Genomic DNA, 19,490 nt, shown 5'->3' with positions numbered 1-19,490 from the left:
TTGCCTGCGATGAACGATAACGCGGTGTTACTTGACTACCACAGTGCCTTTCATCATCGAGATGTGGCCCGGGAACGAGCAGAAGAACGCGTAATCCGTGCCGGCCGCCAGTTTCGACACATCAAACGTCACCGAATCTTTCTCACCAGCACCAATGATCTTGGTGTGAGCGATGATGCGAGTGTCGCCGTCTTTGAGGTAGTTTTTGTCGATACCGGCGGCCATGCCGTCGCTGGCAACGCCCGGCATGTCGGCGGCGGAACTCAGCACCCAGTTATGGCCCATGACGTTTTTCGGCAAGCTGCCGGAGTGTTCAAGGTTCACGGTGAACTTCTTGCAGCTCTTGTCGATGGTGATTTCTTTGGTGTTAAAGGACATCTGGTCGGTGGAATCAACAGTGACCGCGCACTCTGCAGCAAGCAACTGGCCGCTCGCCAGTGTCAGCAGGGAAACAGCAACGATTTTGGCAAACATGTGAATCTCCAAGGCAGGGTTTAAAAAACGCGTATTGCGACTAGGGTGCCCCAAGCAGGCTGAAATTCTTATGATCTGAATCAACAGATTGTATACAACTTTAGGCTATCAGACTGATCAACACAATCTACCAGCCAAACAACCGCCACCCGCTTATGATCGCTCCATCACCCACCGGAGCGTCTGCCATGCACTTCAATCAGTTCTTCAACGGCCTCTTGGCCGCGTATGCCTGCGGTAAGTGAAGGCCAATCGCGCTGCTAAGCTGCTACCATAGCGACCCAAGGCAGCTGCGCGCCGCCCACCCTCACCTTCGACCCTAGAGGATCGCCCATGGCCAAACCTAATTACTCCTTCGCCAAACGTCAGAGAGACTTGGCCAAGGAGCAGAAGAAAGAGGAAAAGCTGCAACGCAAGAAAGCCGCTGCCGATGAAGAAGCAGGCGCACTGAACCCGGATGCTGAAGGTGAAGTGGCTGCTGATGACACCGAGACACCGAAAGACCCGGCTGAATAAATTTTGTTGAGGTGAGCAGGCCCTCCCTGCTCACCCCAACCCACTGTTACTCCAGCGGCATCACCGTCACCCGAACCTCCGGGTCATGGTTCCCTCCTCCCAGAATCACCCCACGCAACGGCGACACATCCGAGAAATCACGGCCCCAGGCCAGAGTGATGTGCTCCAGTGCCGGCTGCACATTATTCGTCGGATCAAAATCCACCCAGCCTGCCACCGGGCAAAACACCGAGACCCACGCGTGGGAGGCATCAGCGCCGATCAGCCGTGGCTGGCCGGGCGGTGGCTGGGTCAGCAGGTAGCCGCTGATATAACGCGCGGCCAGGCCCCGCGAGCGCAGGCACGCGAGCATCAGGTGAGCGAAGTCCTGGCACACGCCGCGTCGGCGCTCCAGCACTTCCACCAAGGGCGTGGCGACCTGGGTGGCTTCGGCATCGAAGGTGAATTCGCTGAAGATCTTCTGCATCAAGGCCTGCACGCCCAGCAGCAACGGCACGCCTGGCGGGAAGCAGCTTTCGGAGAACTCGACGAAGGTGTTCTTCAGGTGCACGTAGGGCGATTCGAAGCGATAACGGCAGGCTTCGAGCATCTCCGGCGACAGTACTTGGCTGCTGTAGGTCAGGCTGTCGCGCGTCTGGTCCCAAGGCGGTGACTGCTGGAAATCCAGCGCCGGCCGCGCCAGCACTTCCACGGTCAGCCCGGCATTGACCAGCAATTCATCATGGGGCCGTTCGAACGCCAGCCGGGTGATCGGGTTGCCGAACACGTCCAGCTCATCACGACGCGACGACGGCTGCGGGCTGATATCCAATTGCTGGGAACTGCAGCGCTGCCACGCGCACGGCCGCGGCCACAGGTGCGCCAACTGCTGGGCCAGGGACACCGGGCTGTCGTAGTGGTAATGGGTATCGTGAAAAATCTGGTAGCGCGCACTCATCACACCGACACCGTTTGCTGGCTGACATCATCCACATGGGCAAAGTGGCGCAACGCCAGGCGATCCGACACTTGCCCGCTCTCATCGGCGACCGCTTGCAGCAGGTCCGCCAGGCCGTCCAACGCGGCACGTACGCTGGATTCGCCGAACAGCGGGTTCTCCAGGCAACCCAGGTCGAAACGTGACAGGCGCTCCACCAACGGCGCCAGGCCGGTTTCCCGTGGCACGCCAAAGTCGTCATTGAGACGCCGCAGAGTGCGGCTGACCAGCTTCAACTGGAACAGCACCGCATGCGGGTTCTGTTCATCGAGCAGCAACAAGTCGAGCACCGGGATCAGTTGCGGCACGGCCAGGTAACGCGAGCGATAGGTGATGCTGCTATTGCCCAGCTCCAGCAGCCATTCCAGCCCGGCCTGATCAAACACCGCCACGCCACGCAGGAACGCGGCGAGGCTGCTGCTGAGAAATTGCAGGCGCTCAATACGCCGGCCCATCATCAAAAAGCGCCAGCCTTCATCACGGGTCATGTCATCCAGGGCAAACCCGGACAGCGCCGCCAGGGACATCACCAGGCGGTTGAGGAAATCCAGCAACTCGCCAAAATCCGGGGCCTCGCTTTCCAACTCCAGGGCTTCGCGCTGCAACTCCACTAGCGCTTGCCAGTTCTCGCGGGACAACTTGCCACGCACCTGGGACGCCGCCCACTGCAAGCGTTGCAGGTTGGCGCGCAGGCTCGACGGCCAGTCATCGCCGAGCAAAGCGGCAAGCAGGCGCTCGGGCAGTTCGCCCTCCTCCGGCAACAAGCGCAGGGTCTCGCCCAGCTCGACAGCGGCCTGCAAGGCTTGCGGGTCGTCGCCATCGACATAGCGTGCCAGCACAATGCGCAGCCAGCGCGCGCTGTCATCACAGCGTTCGCAGTAACGGCCAAACCAGAACAGGTTTTCCACCACGCGCGACGGCAGATAAGGGTCGCGCCGCACCAGATCATGTACGCCAATCGCCCGTTGCGCGCGCCAATGCTCGCCGCCGACAGCGCGATCGCCGAGCACCCACGTGTCTTTGCTCGCGCCACCACGCTGCATCGACACCACTTCGGCATCCGCCTCGGCCGCCACGCGAGTCAGGCCGCCGGGCAGTACACGGTAGCCGTCAGCGCTGGCCACCGCGTACACGCGCATGCCGATGGCACGGTGTTGCAGATGGTCGTCGACGGTGTGCCATACCGGCGCCTGGGACAATTGCGCCAGCTCCTGGGCCACATAGGCATAAGGCCGCGCACGCATGCGCTCGGCCAGGGCCAGGCGTTGCTCTTCGTTCAAATCGCGGCCGAATACCGGCGCGAAGCTTTGCGAAGGAAACGCTGGTTTGATCAGCAATTCCGGCAGCTTTTCCAAGGCTTCGGCCAGCACCGGCGCCTCGCCGCACCACCAGGTGGCGATGGACGGCAGGATCAGTTCTTCACCAAACAAAAACTCGTTGATCTTCGGCAGAAAGCCGAGCAAACCGGGCGACTCCAGCACGCCGCTGCCCAAGGCATTGGCCACCAGCACATTGCCCTGGCGCACCGCATCCAGCAGGCCGGGCACGCCCAGCGCCGAGTCGGTGCGCAGCTCCAGCGGGTCGCAGAAATCGTCGTCCAGGCGCCGCATGATCGCGTGCACCCGGCGCAGGCCGCTGAGGGTTTTGAGGAACACCGTGCTGTCGCGCACCGTGAGGTCGCCGCCTTCTACCAATGGGTAGCCGAGCTGGCGCGCCAGGTAGAGGTGTTCGAAATAGCTTTCGTTGAAACGCCCCGGCGTGAGCAGCACGATCAGCGGTGGCTGGTCGTCACCGGGCGCCTGGCGGGCCAGGGTTTCCTGGAGCGTGCGGAAGAAACCGGTGAGGTGTTGAACCTGCAAATCGCGGTACAGATCCGGGAATGCACGGGACACGATGGTGCGGTTTTCCAGCGCGTAACCTGCGCCCGATGGCGCCTGGGTACGGTCGGCGGTGACCCACCAACGGCCATCCGGGGTGCGCGCCAGGTCCACGGCATACAGGTGCAGAAACGCGCCGTCCGGTGGCTGAATGCCCTGGCACGGCCACAGGAAGTTGTTGTGCCCAAACACCAGCTCCGCCGGCAACAGGCCTTCTTTGATCAGGCGCTGCGGGCCGTACAGGTCGGCCAGCACGGCATTGAGCAAGCGCGCACGCTGGGCGATACCGGCCGACAGATGCTGCCACTCATCGGCGGCCAGCACATGGGGCAGTAAATCCAGCTCCCACGGGCGATCGGCGCCCTTGGGGTCGGCGTAGACGTTGTAGGTCACGCCGTTTTCCTGGATCTGCCGGGTCAGCAACGCCTGGCGCTGGGCCAGTTGCACGGGCGTACTGCGTTGCAGGTGATCGAGCAGGCGCTGCCAATGGGCACGCACCGCGCCACTGTCGTCGAGCAGTTCGTGATAGGTGCCCGCAGTGAGCGGGTAACGGTCGAGCAAGTCGGGCATGGAACGCTCGGCAGAGGCAAGGGAAGTCAGTTTAAATCAAATTCACTGCAATCAAGTGTGGGAGCTGGCTTGTTGTGGCGAGGGAGCTTGCTCCCGGTCGACTGTGTAGCAGTCGCCTGCTTTGGGGGCGCTTCGCACCCCAACGGGAGCAAGCTCCCTCGCCACAAAAGCCATCCCACATTTGGATTGTGGTTTAGTCATTTTTATTGGGGAAACGCCGCAAATCCAGGGTCATTGGTAGTTCATCGTTAATCACCAAGGGCGGCACAGGCAATTTGCCTGGGCTGTGGCCGAGGCGGAAAAACCGCGCCATGCGCCGGCTCTCCGCCTCATTGGCATTCACCGGCAAGCTGTCGTAATTGCGCCCACCCGGATGCGCGACGTGGTACTGGCAGCCGCCCAGCGAGCGTTGCATCCAGGTATCGAGCAAGTCGAACACCAACGGCGCATGCACCGCGATGGTCGGTTGCAAACAGTTGGCCGGTTGCCAGGCGCGATAACGCACGCCAGCGACGAACTCGCCGATACGCCCGGTCGGCTGCAACGGCACCGGGATGCCGTTGCAGGTCAGCAGGTAGCGTTGCGGCGCCAAGCCGCTCAACTTCACCTGCAAGCGTTCCAGGGATGAGTCCACGTAACGCACCGTGCCACCGACGGCGCCTTCTTCGCCCAGCACGTGCCAAGGCTCCAACGCCTGGCGCAACTCCAGTTCGATACCGCTGACGGCGTAGTCGCCGACCTTGGGGAAACGAAACGCCAGGTGCGCGGCAAACCATTCGGCGCGCAGCGGGTAACCAGCAGCATTCAGCTCGACGATCACGTCGGCAAAATCCTGCTCGATAAAGTGCGGCAGCAAAAAGCGATCGTGCAGCTCCGTGCCCCAGCGCGCCAGTTTTGCTGGTGCATACGGCTCACGCCAGAAGCGCGCGACCAAGGCCCGCAGCAGCAATTGCTGGGTGAGGCTCATGCGCGCATGGGGCGGCATTTCAAACGCACGCAGTTCCAACAGACCCAGGCGGCCAGTGGCGCCATCGGGCGAGTAGAGTTTGTCGATGCAGAATTCGGCGCGGTGGGTGTTGCCGGTCACGTCGATCAGCAGGTTGCGCAACAGCCGGTCGACCAACCATGGCGGGCATTCTTCGCCAGGCTCGGGCATTTGTGCGAAGGCGATTTCCAGCTCATACAGCGCGTCGTTACGCGCTTCATCCACCCGTGGCGCCTGGGAGGTCGGGCCGATAAACAGCCCGGAAAACAGGTACGACAAGGACGGATGGTTATGCCAGTAGCTGATCAGGCTGCGCAGCAAATCCGGGCGGCGCAGGAACGGTGAGTCTTTCGGCGTAGCGCCGCCCAGCACAAAGTGGTTACCACCGCCGGTGCCGGTGTGGCGCCCGTCGATCATGAACTTTTCGGTGGTCAGGCGGGTTTGCCGCGCCTCTTCGTAGAGGAACTCGGTGCGTTCTACCAGCTCATCCCAAGTGGCGGACGGCTGCACATTGACCTCGATCACACCCGGGTCCGGCGTGACCCGGAAGTTGCTCAAGCGCGTATCGAACGGCGGCTCGTAACCTTCCAGCAACACCGGGCAATGCAGTTCTTCGGCGGTGGCTTCAATAGCGGCCACCAACTCCAGGTAATCCTCGACGCGTTCCAGCGGCGGCATAAACAGGTACAAACGCCCTTCCCGTGCTTCGGCACACAAGGCGGTGCGAGTCAGCCAATCGGCGGATTCGTCGACCTTGGGCACGCGCTCGTCGCTCGGCGCAGGCGTGGCGTGGCTTTGCAGTTGGGCGGTGGTCGGCAGCTCCGGCTGATCCTGATTCGGGTCGGTGGGGTGCACAAATGGATACTCAGCCGCCGTCACCCATGGCTGCGAGGCCAACGGCAGGCGGTAGCCCAGCGGCGAGTCACCCGGTACCAGTCGGCAGTGGTTATCACGCAGGTACCAGCGCCCACTCTGCCAGCGGTCATTGGCCGCCGTGCGCGCCAGCGGCAGCACTTGGCCGATGACTTTATCCAGGCCCTGGCTGAACACTTTGCGCAGGCGCTCGCGCTCCAGGTCATCACTCAGGCGCGGGTCCTGGGCGGTGACGTTTTGCGGCAGCGCACCTTCGCGCCACAGGTAGTAGAAGTTGTCTTCGAAAGCTGGGAACACAAAGCGTGCCGGCAGTTTAAGGCGCTCGGCGACACTGGCCAGGAAGCGCCCGGCCATCACGTCATCGGCGCCGTAGTCCTGTTGTTCATCGGCGATCAGCGCGCTGTTGTGCCAGATCGGCACGCCGTCGCGGCGCCAGTAGCAATTGAGCGACCAGCGTGGCAGTTGCTCGCCGGGGTACCACTTGCCCTGGCCGAAATGCACCAGGCCTTTGGGCGCGTAGTGTGTGCGCATGCGCTGGAACAGCTCGGCGGACAGGCGACGCTTGTCCGGCCCCAGCGCCGCGGTGTTCCACTCGGCGCCGTCGGGGTCGTCGATGGAGACAAAGGTCGGTTCGCCGCCCATGGTCAGGCGTACATCGTCCTTGAGCAGGTCGGCGTCGATCTGCCGGCCCAACGCCTGGATCGCCAGCCATTGCTCTTCGGTGTAGGGCTTGGTGACGCGCGGCGCTTCCCAAATGCGCTCCACCGACATCTCGTGGGTAAATTCGCACTCGCAGGGTTCCACCAGCCCGCTGATTGGCGCAGCGGACGAAGGATCAGGGCTACAGGCCAATGGGATATGCCCTTCACCGGCGAACAGCCCGGAGGTGGCGTCCAGGCCGATCCAGCCCGCGCCGGGCAAATACACCTCGCACCAGGCGTGCAGGTCGGTGAAGTCGACTTCGGTGCCGGACGGGCCATCGAGGGCTTTGACGTCGGCGGTGAGCTGGATCAAGTAGCCCGACACAAACCGCGCCGCCAGCCCCAGGTTGCGCAGTAGTTGCACCAGCAGCCACGCCGAATCGCGGCAGGAGCCGGAAGCGGCGCCCAAGGTGAATTCCGGGGTTTGTACGCCCGGCTCCATGCGGATCAAATAGCCGATGTCGGCCGCCAGGCGCTGATTGAGCCCGACCAGAAAATCCACAGCCGGCAGCGGCGTGCGGTCGATGCCGGCCAGATAGGCGGCAAACTTTGGCGTCAGCGGCAAGGTTTCCAGGTACGGCGCCAGCTCGCGCTGCTCATCGGCGGCGTAGCTGAAGGGGATTTTTTCGGCGTAGGGCTCGAGGAAAAAATCGAACGGGTTGAATACCGCCATCTCGGCGACGAGGTCGACCTCAATGCGCAACTCATCGGTCTTTTCCGGGAATACCAGGCGCGCCAGGTAATTGCCCTGCGGGTCTTGCTGCCAATTGATGAAGTGCTGCTCGGGCAGCACTTTGAGCGCGTAAGACAAGATCCGCGTGCGGCTATGGGCAGCCGGGCGCAAGCGCACGATCTGTGGGCCGAGTTCGACAGCGCGGTCATAGCGGTAATGCGTAACGTGGTGCAACGCGACATGAATCGACACGGCGGCCTCCTGCGAGCCAGGGCATGAACACAAAGCGCGCAAGACTTATGCCAGAGCGGCCGTCATTGCGCTTTATCGTAAGATCCGGTGCAGTACAGCACCAAAACGGCGCCAACGTGGGTGCCGTGGTGCAAGGCTTGCACATATTTGTGGCGTGCGTGTGAGGCCGGGTGGTGAATCTACCCAGTCAGCGCGTTTTGTGGCGAGCGATCGTGGCTTCGCGAAGGTGGCGGACTTCGAGCAGCTTTTGGCGCATTTCGCGGTGGCGCTTGCTGTTAAGCAGGAGCAACCCCAACAGCGGAAAGAGCACAGCCGAGCCGTAGACCAGTTTGGGAATGGGGTACTGGATCATCGGCAGCACGAACAGCAGGCAGCAACCCAGGTAACCCGCCACCAGGCCGGTGGCCCATGGGCGGCCACGCGCAACCATCACGTTGGCAAAGACCAGCACCGCCACCAGCAGCAAAATCGCCAGGCCTGAGTAGTCGGATTTAAGCGACGCATCGACACCCCGCAAATACGTCACGCCGGCGAGGGATACAGCAGACGCGCCGGAAAAGATCGCCATGAAGATCGTGCCCATGAACACCGGGAAATAGCGCGCGAGGAAACTGCCCATGTCGGGGAAACCTTTCATTCGGTGAGGTCCTCGTACAAGCCGATTGCAAGGGTGGTGGCGGTGCCCACGCTACCGCTGCGGTAGCTGCCCACGATACCGAGGATGCCGCCCAATGCGTCTTTCATCTGGGTCAGGGTGGCATGCCGAATTTCCGTGGAGCTGAAGCTCTTGGTCAGTTTGCCTGCACGCTGCTGCAACTTGAGCAACTTGGGCGTCAGGCTGGGGTCGCGCAGGCTTAGCAGCTCTTTGGTCAGTTTCTTGCGTTCCTGGCGATTTAAACCCTTGAGCAATTCATACCAACTCTTGCCCAGAGCGGCAGCCTTTTTGGCCCTGAGCAGCTTCACCGTGGTCAGCGCGCCGGTGCCGATCCCCACCAGGGAAGCCGTATCAAGGATGGTTGAAACAGCGCCGAACCATTCGGCGTCATCCATCCGGTCGTTAGCGTCAGGGTCGAGTATCTCGTTGTAGGTACGCGCCACGCCAAACCCGCATTGCGCACTGCTGGCCAGCGCCGCCGTCACGCCAATGCCCACCACGAACGCGCTGGCGCCCGCCGTAAAAGGCACGGCGACGCTGCCGCTGAACACCACGATCCAACCGATAATCGCGGCGGTGCACGACAAGCCCATATCAAACGCCTCTTTTCTGAGGCGTTCTTCCCGTGGGTCGGTCTTGACCTGCTCCACAAATTGCGCGGGCGAAATGTACTTCTGTGCTTCGCGCAAAATGATGCGCTTGGGCTTAATGCTGCAGAGGGGCTTGAATTCGCGCAGGGTGATCACATTGAAGTCGGCGTCGATGTACACCACACCGGCGCCGACAATGCCGGGGTCGGCATCGATGGCGGCGAACAACCGTGGCAGGTTGATCTGGCTTTCGATGCGCTGGCGCGCCATGAATTGGGAGCGGTTGGAGTCCATGCCGATGGAGAGCAGGGGGTTGCTCATGGGTGTTCTTCCTTGAATATGAGGGTGGCCGGGCCGGCTTTGTGGGAGCTGGCTTGCCTGCGATGGCGATCTAATGGGCGCCACCTTAACAAACAGGCACGCCAGCGAATAGAAAGCAAAACGCCAGCACGAGGCTGGCGTTTTGCATATTCAGGTTGCGATCAGCGCGGCACGACCGGCTTGCGCGCAGGCTTGCCGCCCTTGCCCTTCGCCGCATCACTGCGTTCTTTAGCCGCCTGCTTGTTACGCGCCTGGGCTGCCGCCTTGGCTTGCTCACGCTTGTCCCACGGGTTGCTGCCATCACTGCCGCGCGGTGGCAGGCCGGTGTGCTGGGTGAGGATCCTGGTGGTGGTTTCCTTCGCAACCTTATGGCTGCCAGCCGGCGTCGAGTTCTTGCGACGGGCGCTCTGGTAGCTGTCGGTGGACGGCTGGTGCAGCGGGATCAACTGATCCTTGCCCGGCCCGATCAGGTCGGCGCGGCCCATGCGCGTCAGTGCTTCACGCAGCATCGGCCAGCCTTTCGGGTCGTGGTAGCGCAGGAAGGCCTTGTGCAGACGGCGCTGTTCCTCGCTCTTGACGATGGTGACCGCGTCGCTCTTGTAGGTGACCTTGCGCAGCGGGTTCTTGCCCGAGTGGTACATGGCGGTGGCGGTGGCCATCGGCGACGGGTAGAACGCCTGTACCTGGTCGGCACGGAAGCCATTGCCCTTGAGCCACAGGGCCAGGTTCATCATGTCTTCATCGGTGGTGCCGGGGTGGGCGGCGATGAAGTACGGGATCAGGTACTGCTCCTTGCCCGCTTCCTTGGTGTACTTCTCGAACATGCGCTTGAACTTGTCATAGCTGCCAATGCCCGGTTTCATCATCTGGTTGAGCGGACCTTCCTCGGTGTGTTCCGGGGCGATCTTCAAGTAGCCACCGACGTGGTGGGTAACCAGTTCCTTGACGTATTCCGGCGACTCGACCGCAAGGTCGTAGCGCAGGCCGGAAGCAATCAGAATCTTCTTCACACCCGGCAACGCACGGGCGCTGCGATACAGCTGAATCAACGAGGAGTGATCGGTGTTCAGGTTCGGGCAGATGCCCGGGAACACGCATGACGGCTTGCGGCACGCGGATTCGATTTCCGGGCTCTTGCAGGCGATGCGGTACATGTTCGCGGTCGGGCCGCCGAGGTCGGAGATCACGCCGGTAAAGCCTGGCACTTTGTCGCGGATCTCTTCGATCTCGCGAATGATCGACTCTTCGGAACGGTTCTGGATGATGCGGCCTTCGTGCTCGGTGATCGAGCAGAAAGTACAGCCACCGAAGCAGCCACGCATGATGTTCACCGAGAAACGGATCATGTCGTAGGCCGGGATCTTTTCCTTGCCGTACACCGGGTGCGGGACGCGGGCGTAAGGCATGCCGAACACGTAGTCCATTTCTTCGGTGGTCATAGGGATGGGCGGCGGGTTGAACCACACGTCCACTTCGCCATGCTTCTGCACCAAAGCGCGGGCGTTGCCTGGGTTGGTTTCCAGGTGCAGCACGCGGTTGGCGTGGGCGTACAGGACCGAGTCGCCACGGACTTTTTCCATGGACGGCAGACGAATGACCGTCTTGTCACGGGTCATGCGCGGGCTGGCAAGAATTTGTACGACCTTGGCTTCTTCCGGGTCTTCAACCGGGCCTTTTTCCTGCTCAATGGCGCAGGCCTGGGTGTCCTGGGTATTCACATACGGGTTGATGATCTTGTCGATCTTGCCCGGACGGTCGATACGCGTGGAGTCCACCTCGTACCAGCCTTCAGGCGTGTCACGGCGAATGAACGCGGTGCCGCGCACGTCGGTGATGTCTTCGATCTTGTGGCCCCACGACAGGCGCTGGGCAACTTCGACGATGGCCCGCTCGGCGTTGCCGTACAGCAGGATGTCGGCGCAGGCATCGATCAGGATCGAGTTGCGCACACGGTCCTGCCAGTAATCGTAGTGGGCGATGCGGCGCAGGGACGCTTCGATGCCGCCAAGTACGATCGGCACGTTCTTGTAGGCTTCCTTGCAACGCTGGCTGTACACCAGGCTGGCGCGGTCCGGGCGTTTGCCGGCCATGCCGCCTGGGGTGTAGGCGTCGTCGGAACGGATTTTCTTGTCAGCGGTGTAACGGTTGATCATCGAGTCCATGTTGCCGGCCGCGACGCCGAAGAACAGGTTCGGCTCGCCGAGCTTCATGAAGTCGTCTTTGGACTGCCAGTTCGGCTGCGCAATGATCCCGACGCGAAAGCCCTGGGACTCCAGCAGCCGGCCGATGATCGCCATGCCGAACGATGGGTGATCCACATACGCATCACCGGTGACGATGATGATGTCGCAGGAATCCCAGCCAAGCTGATCCATCTCCTCCCTGCTCATCGGCAGGAATGGCGCAGGGCCGAAACATTCGGCCCAGTACTTGGGATAGTCAAATAACGGCTTGGCTGTTTGCATGACGGTGACCGGTGTTGAGATGAAAAATCGCGGGCGCGGAATATAGCACAAATTTTGACCAATTCCGACGGTAATGGTCGGAATTGTGCTGATGCAATCGCAGGCAAGCCAGCTCCCACATTTGAAGGTATTCACCGTTCGAGTGTGGGAGCTGGCTTGCCTGCGATGAGGCCCTTACAGGCGCTGAAACTTACTCGTCATCGTCGAAGTTATAGCTGCCCGGCGCCAGGTTCTCGAAGCGCGTGTACTTACCGATAAACGCCAGGCGGATAAAGCCGATTGGCCCGTTCCGCTGCTTGCCGATGATGATCTCGGCAATGCCTTTGTGCTCCGTCTCGGGGTGATACACCTCGTCGCGGTACACGAACATGATCACGTCAGCATCCTGCTCGATCGCTCCGGATTCCCGCAAGTCGGAGTTCACCGGGCGCTTGTTCGGGCGTTGCTCAAGGGAACGGTTGAGCTGGGACAGCGCCACCACCGGGCAGTTGAATTCCTTGGCCAGGGCTTTGAGCGACCGGGAGATTTCGGAAATCTCGTTGGTGCGGTTGTCACCGCTGGAGCCTGGAATCTGCATCAGCTGCAGGTAGTCGATCATGATCAGGGCGATGTCGCCGTGCTCACGCACCAGCCGGCGAGTACGTGCACGCATCTCTGATGGGCTGATACCGGCGGTGTCATCGATAAACAGCTTGCGGTCGTTAAGCAAGTTGACCGCCGACGTCAGGCGCGGCCAATCGTCGTCTTCCAGGCGACCGGCTCGCACCTTGGTCTGGTCAATACGGCCGAGCGAGGAAAGCATACGCATGATCAGCGATTCACCTGGCATCTCCAGCGAGTAAACCAGTACGGCTTTGTCGCTGCGCAGCACGGCGTTTTCCACCAGGTTCATCGCAAAGGTGGTTTTACCCATGGATGGACGGCCGGCGACGATGATCAAGTCAGACGGCTGCAGGCCGCTGGTCTTCTCGTCGAGGTCGGTGTAGCCGGTGGAAATACCCGTGATGGCGTTGTCGGTGTTGAACAAGGTGTCGATGCGGTCGATGGCCTTGGTCAACAGGTCGTTGACGCTGACTGGGCCGCCGGTTTTCGGCCGCGCTTCGGCGATCTGGAAGATCTGGCGCTCAGCTTCGTCGAGGATCTCGGCGGCGGTGCGGCCTTCGGGGTTAAAGGCGCTGTCGGCGATTTCGGTGCTGATACCGATCAATTGGCGCAGCGTGGCGCGCTCGCGAACGATCTGCGCATACGCCTTGATGTTGGCGACGGATGGCGTGTTTTTCGCCAGCTCACCCAGGTAGCCCAGACCGCCGACTTGGGAGGTCTGGCCTTCCTTGTCCAGCTGTTCGGCCAGGGTCACCACGTCGATCGGCGAGTTCTGGTCGGCCAGCTTGGCAATGGCGCGGAAGATCAGGCGGTGGTCATGGCGATAGAAATCACCGTCCGAGACTTGATCCAGCACGCGTTCCCAGGCGTTGTTATCCAGCATCAAGCCACCGAGCACGGCCTGTTCGGCCTCGATGGAATGCGGCGGCACCTTCAGGGCAGCGGTTTGCAGATCGTATTGCTCAGGAGCTGAAATATCGTTCATGGCCACTTGGAATTAGGGGTGTGTAGAAAAACAAAAGGCACGACCTGTAAACAGGATCGTGCCCGATGTTAACCGCCTGGCACGCGAGGTGCCAGTCAGTTAGGTGTTGCTTAAGCTGCTACCACTACAACGCGTACGGTGGCTTCAACTTCAGCGTGCAGGTGCACGGCTACGTCGAATTCGCCTACGTTGCGGATGGTGCCGTTCGGCAGACGAACTTCGCTCTTCTGCACTTCAACGCCGGAGGCGGTCAGTGCATCAGCGATGTCGTGGGTGCCGATCGAACCGAACAGCTTGCCTTCGTCACCGGCGGTGGCAGTGATAGTCACTTCCAGCTCAGCCAGTTGGGCAGCGCGAGTTTCGGCCGAAGCTTTTTTGTCTGCTGCGGCTTTTTCCAGCTCAGCACGACGCTCTTCAAACGCAGCCAGGTTGGCAGCGGTTGCAGCGGTGGCTTTGCCGTATGGCAGCAGGTAGTTACGACCGTAGCCGGCCTTAACGTTCACTTTGTCGCCCAGGTTGCCCAGGTTGGCGACTTTTTCCAGAAGGATCAGTTGCATGTGAAAATCCTCTAACTTTTAACCTTCACCGTTCGCGTTATCGGCGTCTTTCGACGCCAGACGACCGCGAAAATCAATCAGGCCGTCGACAATGGCCAAAACCACGAGTAACGGATAGATCAGCTGCATAAACAGCAACATCGTGACGTACAACCCCACCAGCCAGAACTTGGCCAGGCGCTTTCGCGCAACCAGCCCGTGAATCAGGGCCAGCCCGGCAAACACCAGCGGTACACTGCAAATCGGCGCCAGCAAGGCCATCTGTGGGCCGAAGTTCGGCCCGACAACCATGCACGCCAGCAGCAACATCGCCGGCCCCGCTGGGATTCTGATACTGCGAAATTCGCGACCAAAACCACCCGGGTTGTACAACAACGCTTGCCAATAACGCCCAACAATCAGGCTCAGCACGCTGACGACCTGCAACAATGCCGCAATCAGGCCGGTCAGGACCGGGGCAATCAGTGACGCAAACCGCGCTCGCTCATCTACCGACAATTGCTGGTAGAGATCCCCGAGGGCCATCGGCAGGATCTTGATGATCTCTTGCGACAGCGCTTCGATTTGCGGGCGGAAAGCCGCGCCAAGCATCACTGAGTACACCAACCCCAATGCCACGCTGACCAGCAGCGTGCGGACCCAGGACTCACTTGCGCGTAAAACCAACGCAAGGCTCGATGACCCCAGCAGTACCAGAAGTACCCGTGGATCACCGAATTGAAGCCACCAGATCAAGGCCGGCAACAATCCCAGGGCAAGAACGCCAAGGGCGTCCTTCAAACCGCGCCGCAGGAGCACAAGGCAACCTGCAGCAGCACCCAACCAATAAAGCAGCGGCAATGCCGCACATCCGGCCACTACCAGAGTGGCCTGCACGCGACCGCGCATGATGAACTCAGCTAAGGCGCGCATGCATTCAATCCCTTACTACTTGTCGACTGCCCGGTCTCAGCGGCCGTGGCTGTCGGTGTAGGCCAGCAGGGCCAGGAAGCGGGCGCGCTTGATAGCGGTGGCCAGCTGACGCTGATAACGTGCTTTGGTACCGGTGATACGGCTTGGAACGATTTTGCCGGTCTCGGATACGTAGGCTTTCAGAGTGTTGAGATCTTTGTAATCGATCTCTTTCACGTCTTCAGCGGTGAAGCGGCAGAATTTACGACGACGGAAGAAACGTGCCATTTGATAGGCTCCTTAAAAGGTCCGTGGATTACTCGTCAGCGTTATCGCTGTTGTCGCTGTCATCACTATCAGCGCTTTCAGCGCCTTCGTGCTCAGGACGGTCGCGACGCTCACGGCGCTCACTGCGGTTTTCTTCAGCCTTGAGCATCTCGGATTGGCCGGTAACGGCTTCTTCGCGACGGATGACCAGGTTACGGATCACTGCATCGTTGTAGCGGAAGTTGTCTTCCAGCTCGGCCAGGGCCTTGCCAGTGCACTCAACGTTCAGCATCACGTAGTGAGCCTTGTGAACATTGTTGATTGCGTAGGCCAGTTGACGACGGCCCCAATCTTCCAGACGGTGGATTTTGCCGCCGTCTTCTTCGATCAGCTTGGTGTAACGCTCAACCATGCCGCCGACTTGCTCGCTTTGATCCGGGTGGACCAAAAAGATGATTTCGTAATGACGCATGAATGCTCCTTACGGGTTGTAGCCTGCCGCTCAAAAACGGTCAGACAAGGAGTGAATGACACTTATGGATCTTGCCGCAGGGAGGCACATAGGTGCCTGCCAGGAAGGCAAGGGGCGCAATTGTAGAGAAGGGGGAGAAACGGCGCAAGGTGATTGGTGATTATTTGAACAATCTTCCAAACACCCTGAAACGACTGCGGGAGCTGAAATTCTGTGGGAGCTGGCTTGCCTGCGATGCAGGCACCTCGGTGTATCAGTGATACAGAGGTGATGCTATCGCAGGCAAGCCAGCTCCCACACAAGCCCGGCCGCACATTTTTGATCGGGTTACTTCTTGCTCTTGGCCTTGGCACCGCGCTGACGCTGGGCCTCGAACAGGCACACGCCGGTGGCAACCGACACGTTGAGGCTGCTGACGCTACCGGCCATCGGCAATTTCACCAGGTAATCGCAGTGCTCGCGGGTCAGGCGACGCATGCCTTTGCCTTCGGCACCCATGATCAGGATGGTCGGACCGGTGAGGTCCTGGTCATAAATGCTGACCTCGGCCTCGCCTGCAGTGCCCACGATCCAAAGGCCGCGCTGCTGGAGTTTCTCCAGGGTACGCGCCAGGTTGGTCACGGCCACCAGTGGAATCACTTCCGCCGCACCGCACGCGACTTTACGCACGACCGGCGTCAGGGTTGCCGACTTGTCCTTAGGCACGATCACCGCCAGCGCACCGGCAGCATCGGCCGAACGCAGGCAAGCGCCGAGGTTGTGCGGGTCGGTCACGCCGTCCAGCACCAGCAACAGCGGTGCGCCTTCGGTACGGTCGAGCAGCTCGTCGAGCATCGCTTCGCCCCAGACCTGGCTCGGGCTTACGTCCGCAACCACGCCTTGGTGAACGCCCTCAACCCACACGTCCATTTCACGGCGCTCGGCCTGGCCGATGGCAACCTTGTTTTGCGTAGCCAGCTCGACCAGCGCTTGTACACGCGGCTCGCTGCGGCCTTCGGCCAACCACACCTGCTTGACGCGTTTAGGGTGATGACGCAGCAGTGCTTCTACGGCGTGCACGCCGTAGATTTTTTCCAGACTCATGACTTGGCCTTAGGTTTGCGCGACCCGCCGCTTTTCGCGGGGGCCGAACCCGCTTTAGGCGGGCCTTTACGGTGTTTACTCGGTTTGCTCGACGGCTTTTCCGCCCCGTGGGACTTTCCCCCAGACGCCGCTTTACCACCGCTTTTGGCTTCGTTGAGCAACTGCTGCTTCAACTCACGGCTCTTGCGCACTTCAGCGTTTTTCGCCGCTGCATCGCTCGGGCGGTAGGCCTCCGGGGCCTTCTCCTTGGTGGACGAACGACGAGCAGCCTTGGCTGGCGCAGGCTCGGTGGCCGCTGCTTTCGCAGGCGCGCCCTTGCCTTTGCTGGCGGGCGCAGTCGGTTCGCTGCCACGCTTTTTACGGCCAGTCGGTGTTTCGGTCGGCTTGTCGGGCATGCCGAAGTCGATCTTGCGCTCGTCGAGGTCGACGCGCATGACCTGCACTTCCACGGTGTCGCCCAAACGGAAGCTGCGACCGGTGCGCTCGCCCGCCAGGCGGTGATGCACAGGGTCGAAGTGGTAGTAATCGCCCGGCAGCGCAGTGACGTGCACCAAGCCTTCGACGTAAATGTCGGTCAGCTCGACGAACAGGCCAAAACCCGTCACGGCAGTGATCACACCAGGGAACGACTCGCCCACGCGGTCTTTCATGAACTCGCACTTGAGCCAGTTCACTACGTCGCGGGTGGCTTCGTCGGCGCGGCGCTCGCTCATGGAGCACTGCTCGCCCAGCTGTTCCAGAGCCGCTTCGTCGTACGGATAGATCCGTGCCTTCGGAATGGTCATGGCGCCGGCGCGCTTGACGTGCGGGGTGTTCTGCTTGGAGTGGATCACGCTGCGGATCGCCCGGTGCGTGAGCAGGTCCGGGTAACGACGAATCGGCGAAGTGAAGTGGGTGTACGCCTCGTAATTCAGGCCGAAGTGGCCTTGGTTATCAGCGCTGTACACCGCCTGGCTCAGCGAGCGCAGCATCACGGTCTGGATCACGTGGTAATCCGGACGGTCCTTGATGCTGGCCAGCAGCGCCTGGTAATCCTTCGGCGTCGGGCCGTCCTTGCCTTTGTGCAGGGACAGGCCGAGCTCACCGAGGAAAGCGCGCAGTTTTTCCAAACGCTCCGGCGGCGGGCCGTCGTGAACACGGTACAGGGCAGGAATTTCGTGCTTTTTGAGGAACTCTGCGGTGGCCACGTTGGCCGCCAGCATGCACTCCTCGATCAGCTTGTGCGCATCGTTACGCGTGGTCGGCGTAATGGCCGCGATCTTGCGCTCAGAACCGAAGACAATCCGGGTTTCCTGGGTTTCAAAGTCGATTGCGCCACGCACATGACGTGCGCCCAGCAACACCTTGTACAGCGCGTAAAGCTGCTTGAGGTGCGGCACTACGTCGGCATATTCGCCACGCAGGGCCTTGGCTTCGCTGGTCTTCGGCGCTTCCAGGATGGTGCTGACCTTGTTGTAGGTCAGGCGCGCCTGGGAGTGGATCACCGCTTCGTAGAACTGGTAGTCGGTCATTTCGCCGGTTTTGGAGATGGTCATCTCGCACACCATGGCCAAACGGTCGACTTTCGGGTTCAGGGAGCACAGGCCGTTGGACAGCTGCTCAGGCAGCATCGGGATCACGCGCTCAGGGAAATACACGGAGTTGCCGCGCACCTGGGCTTCGTTATCCAGGGCCGAACCGATCTTCACATAGCTGGAGACGTCGGCAATCGCGACGAACAACTTCCAGCCGCCGGAGAACAGGCGCAGCTTGCCAGGCTTGGCTTCGCAATAGACCGCATCGTCGAAGTCGCGGGCATCTTCGCCGTCGATGGTGACGAACGGCAGATGGCGCAGGTCGATGCGTTTTTCCTTGTCTTTCTCTTCCACTTCCGGCTTGAGCTTGGCGGCTTCCTTGAGCACAGCCTCCGGCCAGACGTGAGGAATATCGTAGGTGCGCAGCGCAACGTCGATTTCCATGCCCGGCGCCATGTAGTTGCCGACCACTTCAACAATATCGCCCTGTGGCTGGAAGCGCGCGGTTGGCCAGTGGGTGATTTTCACCTCGACGAACTGGCCGACCTTGGCGGCACCATTGCGACCCGGGGTGATCAGCACTTCCTGCTGGACCTTCGGGTTATCCGGCACTACAAAGCCGATGCCGCCTTCTTCGAAGTAACGGCCAACGATGGACTCGTGGGCACGGGACACCACTTCGACGATCACGCCTTCACGGCGACCACGACGGTCCAGGCCGGAAACGCGGGCCAGGGCACGGTCGCCGTCGAATACCAGGCGCATTTGCGCCGGGCTCATGAACAGGTCGTCGCTGCCGTCATCCGGGATCAGGAAGCCGAAGCCATCCCGATGGCCGGCGATGCGGCCCAGGATCAAGTCGAGCTTATCCACAGGCGCATAGGTGCCACGACGGGTGTAGATCAGTTGAGCATCGCGCTCCATGGCACGCAAACGGCGGCGCAGGGCTTCGAGCTGGTCTTCGGTGGTCAGACCGAACTCTTCAACCAACTGCTCGCGGCTAGCAGGCGAACCACGATCGGCGAGATGCGCCAGGATCAGTTCGCGGCTAGGAATAGGGTTTTCATATTTTTCCGCTTCACGAGCGGCCTCGGGATCGAGGGACTGCCAATCGGCCATTAGAGAGTTTTCACCTTGTCTATATGCGGGTTAGTTTGGCATACGCGTATTGAAACGGGAAATTTCAGGTG

15 protein-coding genes are annotated in these 19,490 nt (G+C 61.0%); 1 reads left to right on the top strand and 14 read right to left on the bottom strand.

The annotated features are described in order from the left end of the window. Nucleotides 1-27: 27 nt before the first annotated feature. Nucleotides 28-474, bottom strand: coding sequence for an azurin (azu, locus tag HX790_RS15365; protein WP_017138443.1), 447 nt, complete (start codon nt 472-474; stop codon nt 28-30). 333 nt (nt 475-807) lie between these two features. Here azu and HX790_RS15360 point away from each other — a divergent pair, with 333 nt between their 5' ends. Then, nucleotides 808-990 carry a hypothetical protein gene (locus HX790_RS15360; RefSeq protein WP_017138444.1) on the top strand — a complete coding sequence of 61 codons (183 nt, stop codon included), beginning with the start codon at nt 808-810 and terminating at the stop codon, nt 988-990. Nucleotides 991-1,036: 46 nt separating this feature from the next. On the opposite strand, the gene HX790_RS15355 is transcribed toward HX790_RS15360, so the two are convergent. The 13 genes from HX790_RS15355 to rnr form a co-directional block, all read right to left on the bottom strand. Next, nucleotides 1,037-1,927 carry a transglutaminase family protein gene (locus HX790_RS15355; RefSeq protein ID WP_017138445.1) on the bottom strand — a complete coding sequence of 297 codons (891 nt, stop codon included), beginning with the start codon at nt 1,925-1,927 and terminating at the stop codon, nt 1,037-1,039. Then, nucleotides 1,927-4,413, bottom strand: coding sequence for a circularly permuted type 2 ATP-grasp protein (locus tag HX790_RS15350; RefSeq protein WP_017138446.1), 2,487 nt, complete (start codon nt 4,411-4,413; stop codon nt 1,927-1,929). The genes HX790_RS15355 and HX790_RS15350 overlap by 1 nt, the downstream gene beginning before the upstream one ends. 193 nt (nt 4,414-4,606) lie before the next feature. Then, nucleotides 4,607-7,897 carry a transglutaminase family protein gene (locus HX790_RS15345; RefSeq protein ID WP_017138447.1) on the bottom strand — a complete coding sequence of 1,097 codons (3,291 nt, stop codon included), beginning with the start codon at nt 7,895-7,897 and terminating at the stop codon, nt 4,607-4,609. 187 nt (nt 7,898-8,084) lie between these two features. Then, on the bottom strand, nt 8,085-8,534 hold the full coding sequence (locus HX790_RS15340) for a hypothetical protein (protein WP_176991758.1): 450 nt from the start codon (nt 8,532-8,534) through the stop codon (nt 8,085-8,087). Continuing rightward, nucleotides 8,531-9,463 (bottom strand): NAD synthetase, encoded by a 933-nt coding sequence (locus HX790_RS15335; protein WP_099548100.1) that lies wholly within the window; start codon nt 9,461-9,463, stop codon nt 8,531-8,533. The genes HX790_RS15340 and HX790_RS15335 overlap by 4 nt, the downstream gene beginning before the upstream one ends. Before the next feature lie 161 nt (nt 9,464-9,624). Next, nucleotides 9,625-11,928 (bottom strand): YgiQ family radical SAM protein, encoded by a 2,304-nt coding sequence (locus tag HX790_RS15330; protein ID WP_017138450.1) that lies wholly within the window; start codon nt 11,926-11,928, stop codon nt 9,625-9,627. 190 nt (nt 11,929-12,118) lie between these two features. Further along, nucleotides 12,119-13,516, bottom strand: coding sequence for a replicative DNA helicase (gene dnaB / locus HX790_RS15325; protein ID WP_017138451.1), 1,398 nt, complete (start codon nt 13,514-13,516; stop codon nt 12,119-12,121). Nucleotides 13,517-13,626: 110 nt separating this feature from the next. Continuing rightward, entirely contained in the window at nt 13,627-14,073 is a 447-nt protein-coding gene (rplI, locus tag HX790_RS15320) for a 50S ribosomal protein L9 (RefSeq protein ID WP_003171376.1), read from the bottom strand. 18 nt (nt 14,074-14,091) lie between these two features. Continuing rightward, nucleotides 14,092-14,985, bottom strand: coding sequence for a hypothetical protein (locus HX790_RS15315; RefSeq protein ID WP_017138452.1), 894 nt, complete (start codon nt 14,983-14,985; stop codon nt 14,092-14,094). A 36-nt stretch (nt 14,986-15,021) separates the two neighbouring features. Next, nucleotides 15,022-15,252, bottom strand: a complete 231-nt coding sequence (rpsR, locus tag HX790_RS15310) for a 30S ribosomal protein S18 (protein ID WP_002551829.1) — start codon at nt 15,250-15,252, stop codon at nt 15,022-15,024. A 28-nt stretch (nt 15,253-15,280) separates the two neighbouring features. Continuing rightward, nucleotides 15,281-15,703 carry a 30S ribosomal protein S6 gene (gene rpsF, locus HX790_RS15305; protein WP_003217491.1) on the bottom strand — a complete coding sequence of 141 codons (423 nt, stop codon included), beginning with the start codon at nt 15,701-15,703 and terminating at the stop codon, nt 15,281-15,283. A gap of 327 nt (nt 15,704-16,030) precedes the next feature. Then, nucleotides 16,031-16,786 carry a 23S rRNA (guanosine(2251)-2'-O)-methyltransferase RlmB gene (rlmB, locus tag HX790_RS15300; protein ID WP_017138453.1) on the bottom strand — a complete coding sequence of 252 codons (756 nt, stop codon included), beginning with the start codon at nt 16,784-16,786 and terminating at the stop codon, nt 16,031-16,033. Continuing rightward, nucleotides 16,783-19,419: a ribonuclease R gene (rnr, locus tag HX790_RS15295; RefSeq protein WP_017138454.1), complete on the bottom strand. Its 2,637-nt coding sequence runs from the start codon at nt 19,417-19,419 to the stop codon at nt 16,783-16,785. Before rnr ends, rlmB begins: the two co-directional genes overlap by 4 nt. Between the last annotated feature and the right edge of the window lie 71 nt (nt 19,420-19,490).

Origin of the sequence: Pseudomonas sp. IPO3747 (genome assembly GCF_013385245.1) — a bacterium.
In the GTDB taxonomy this organism is placed as follows: domain Bacteria; phylum Pseudomonadota; class Gammaproteobacteria; order Pseudomonadales; family Pseudomonadaceae; genus Aquipseudomonas; species Aquipseudomonas edaphica.
Note: the sequence above shows the minus strand (reverse complement) of the source record. Positions and strands in the feature narration are given on the sequence as shown.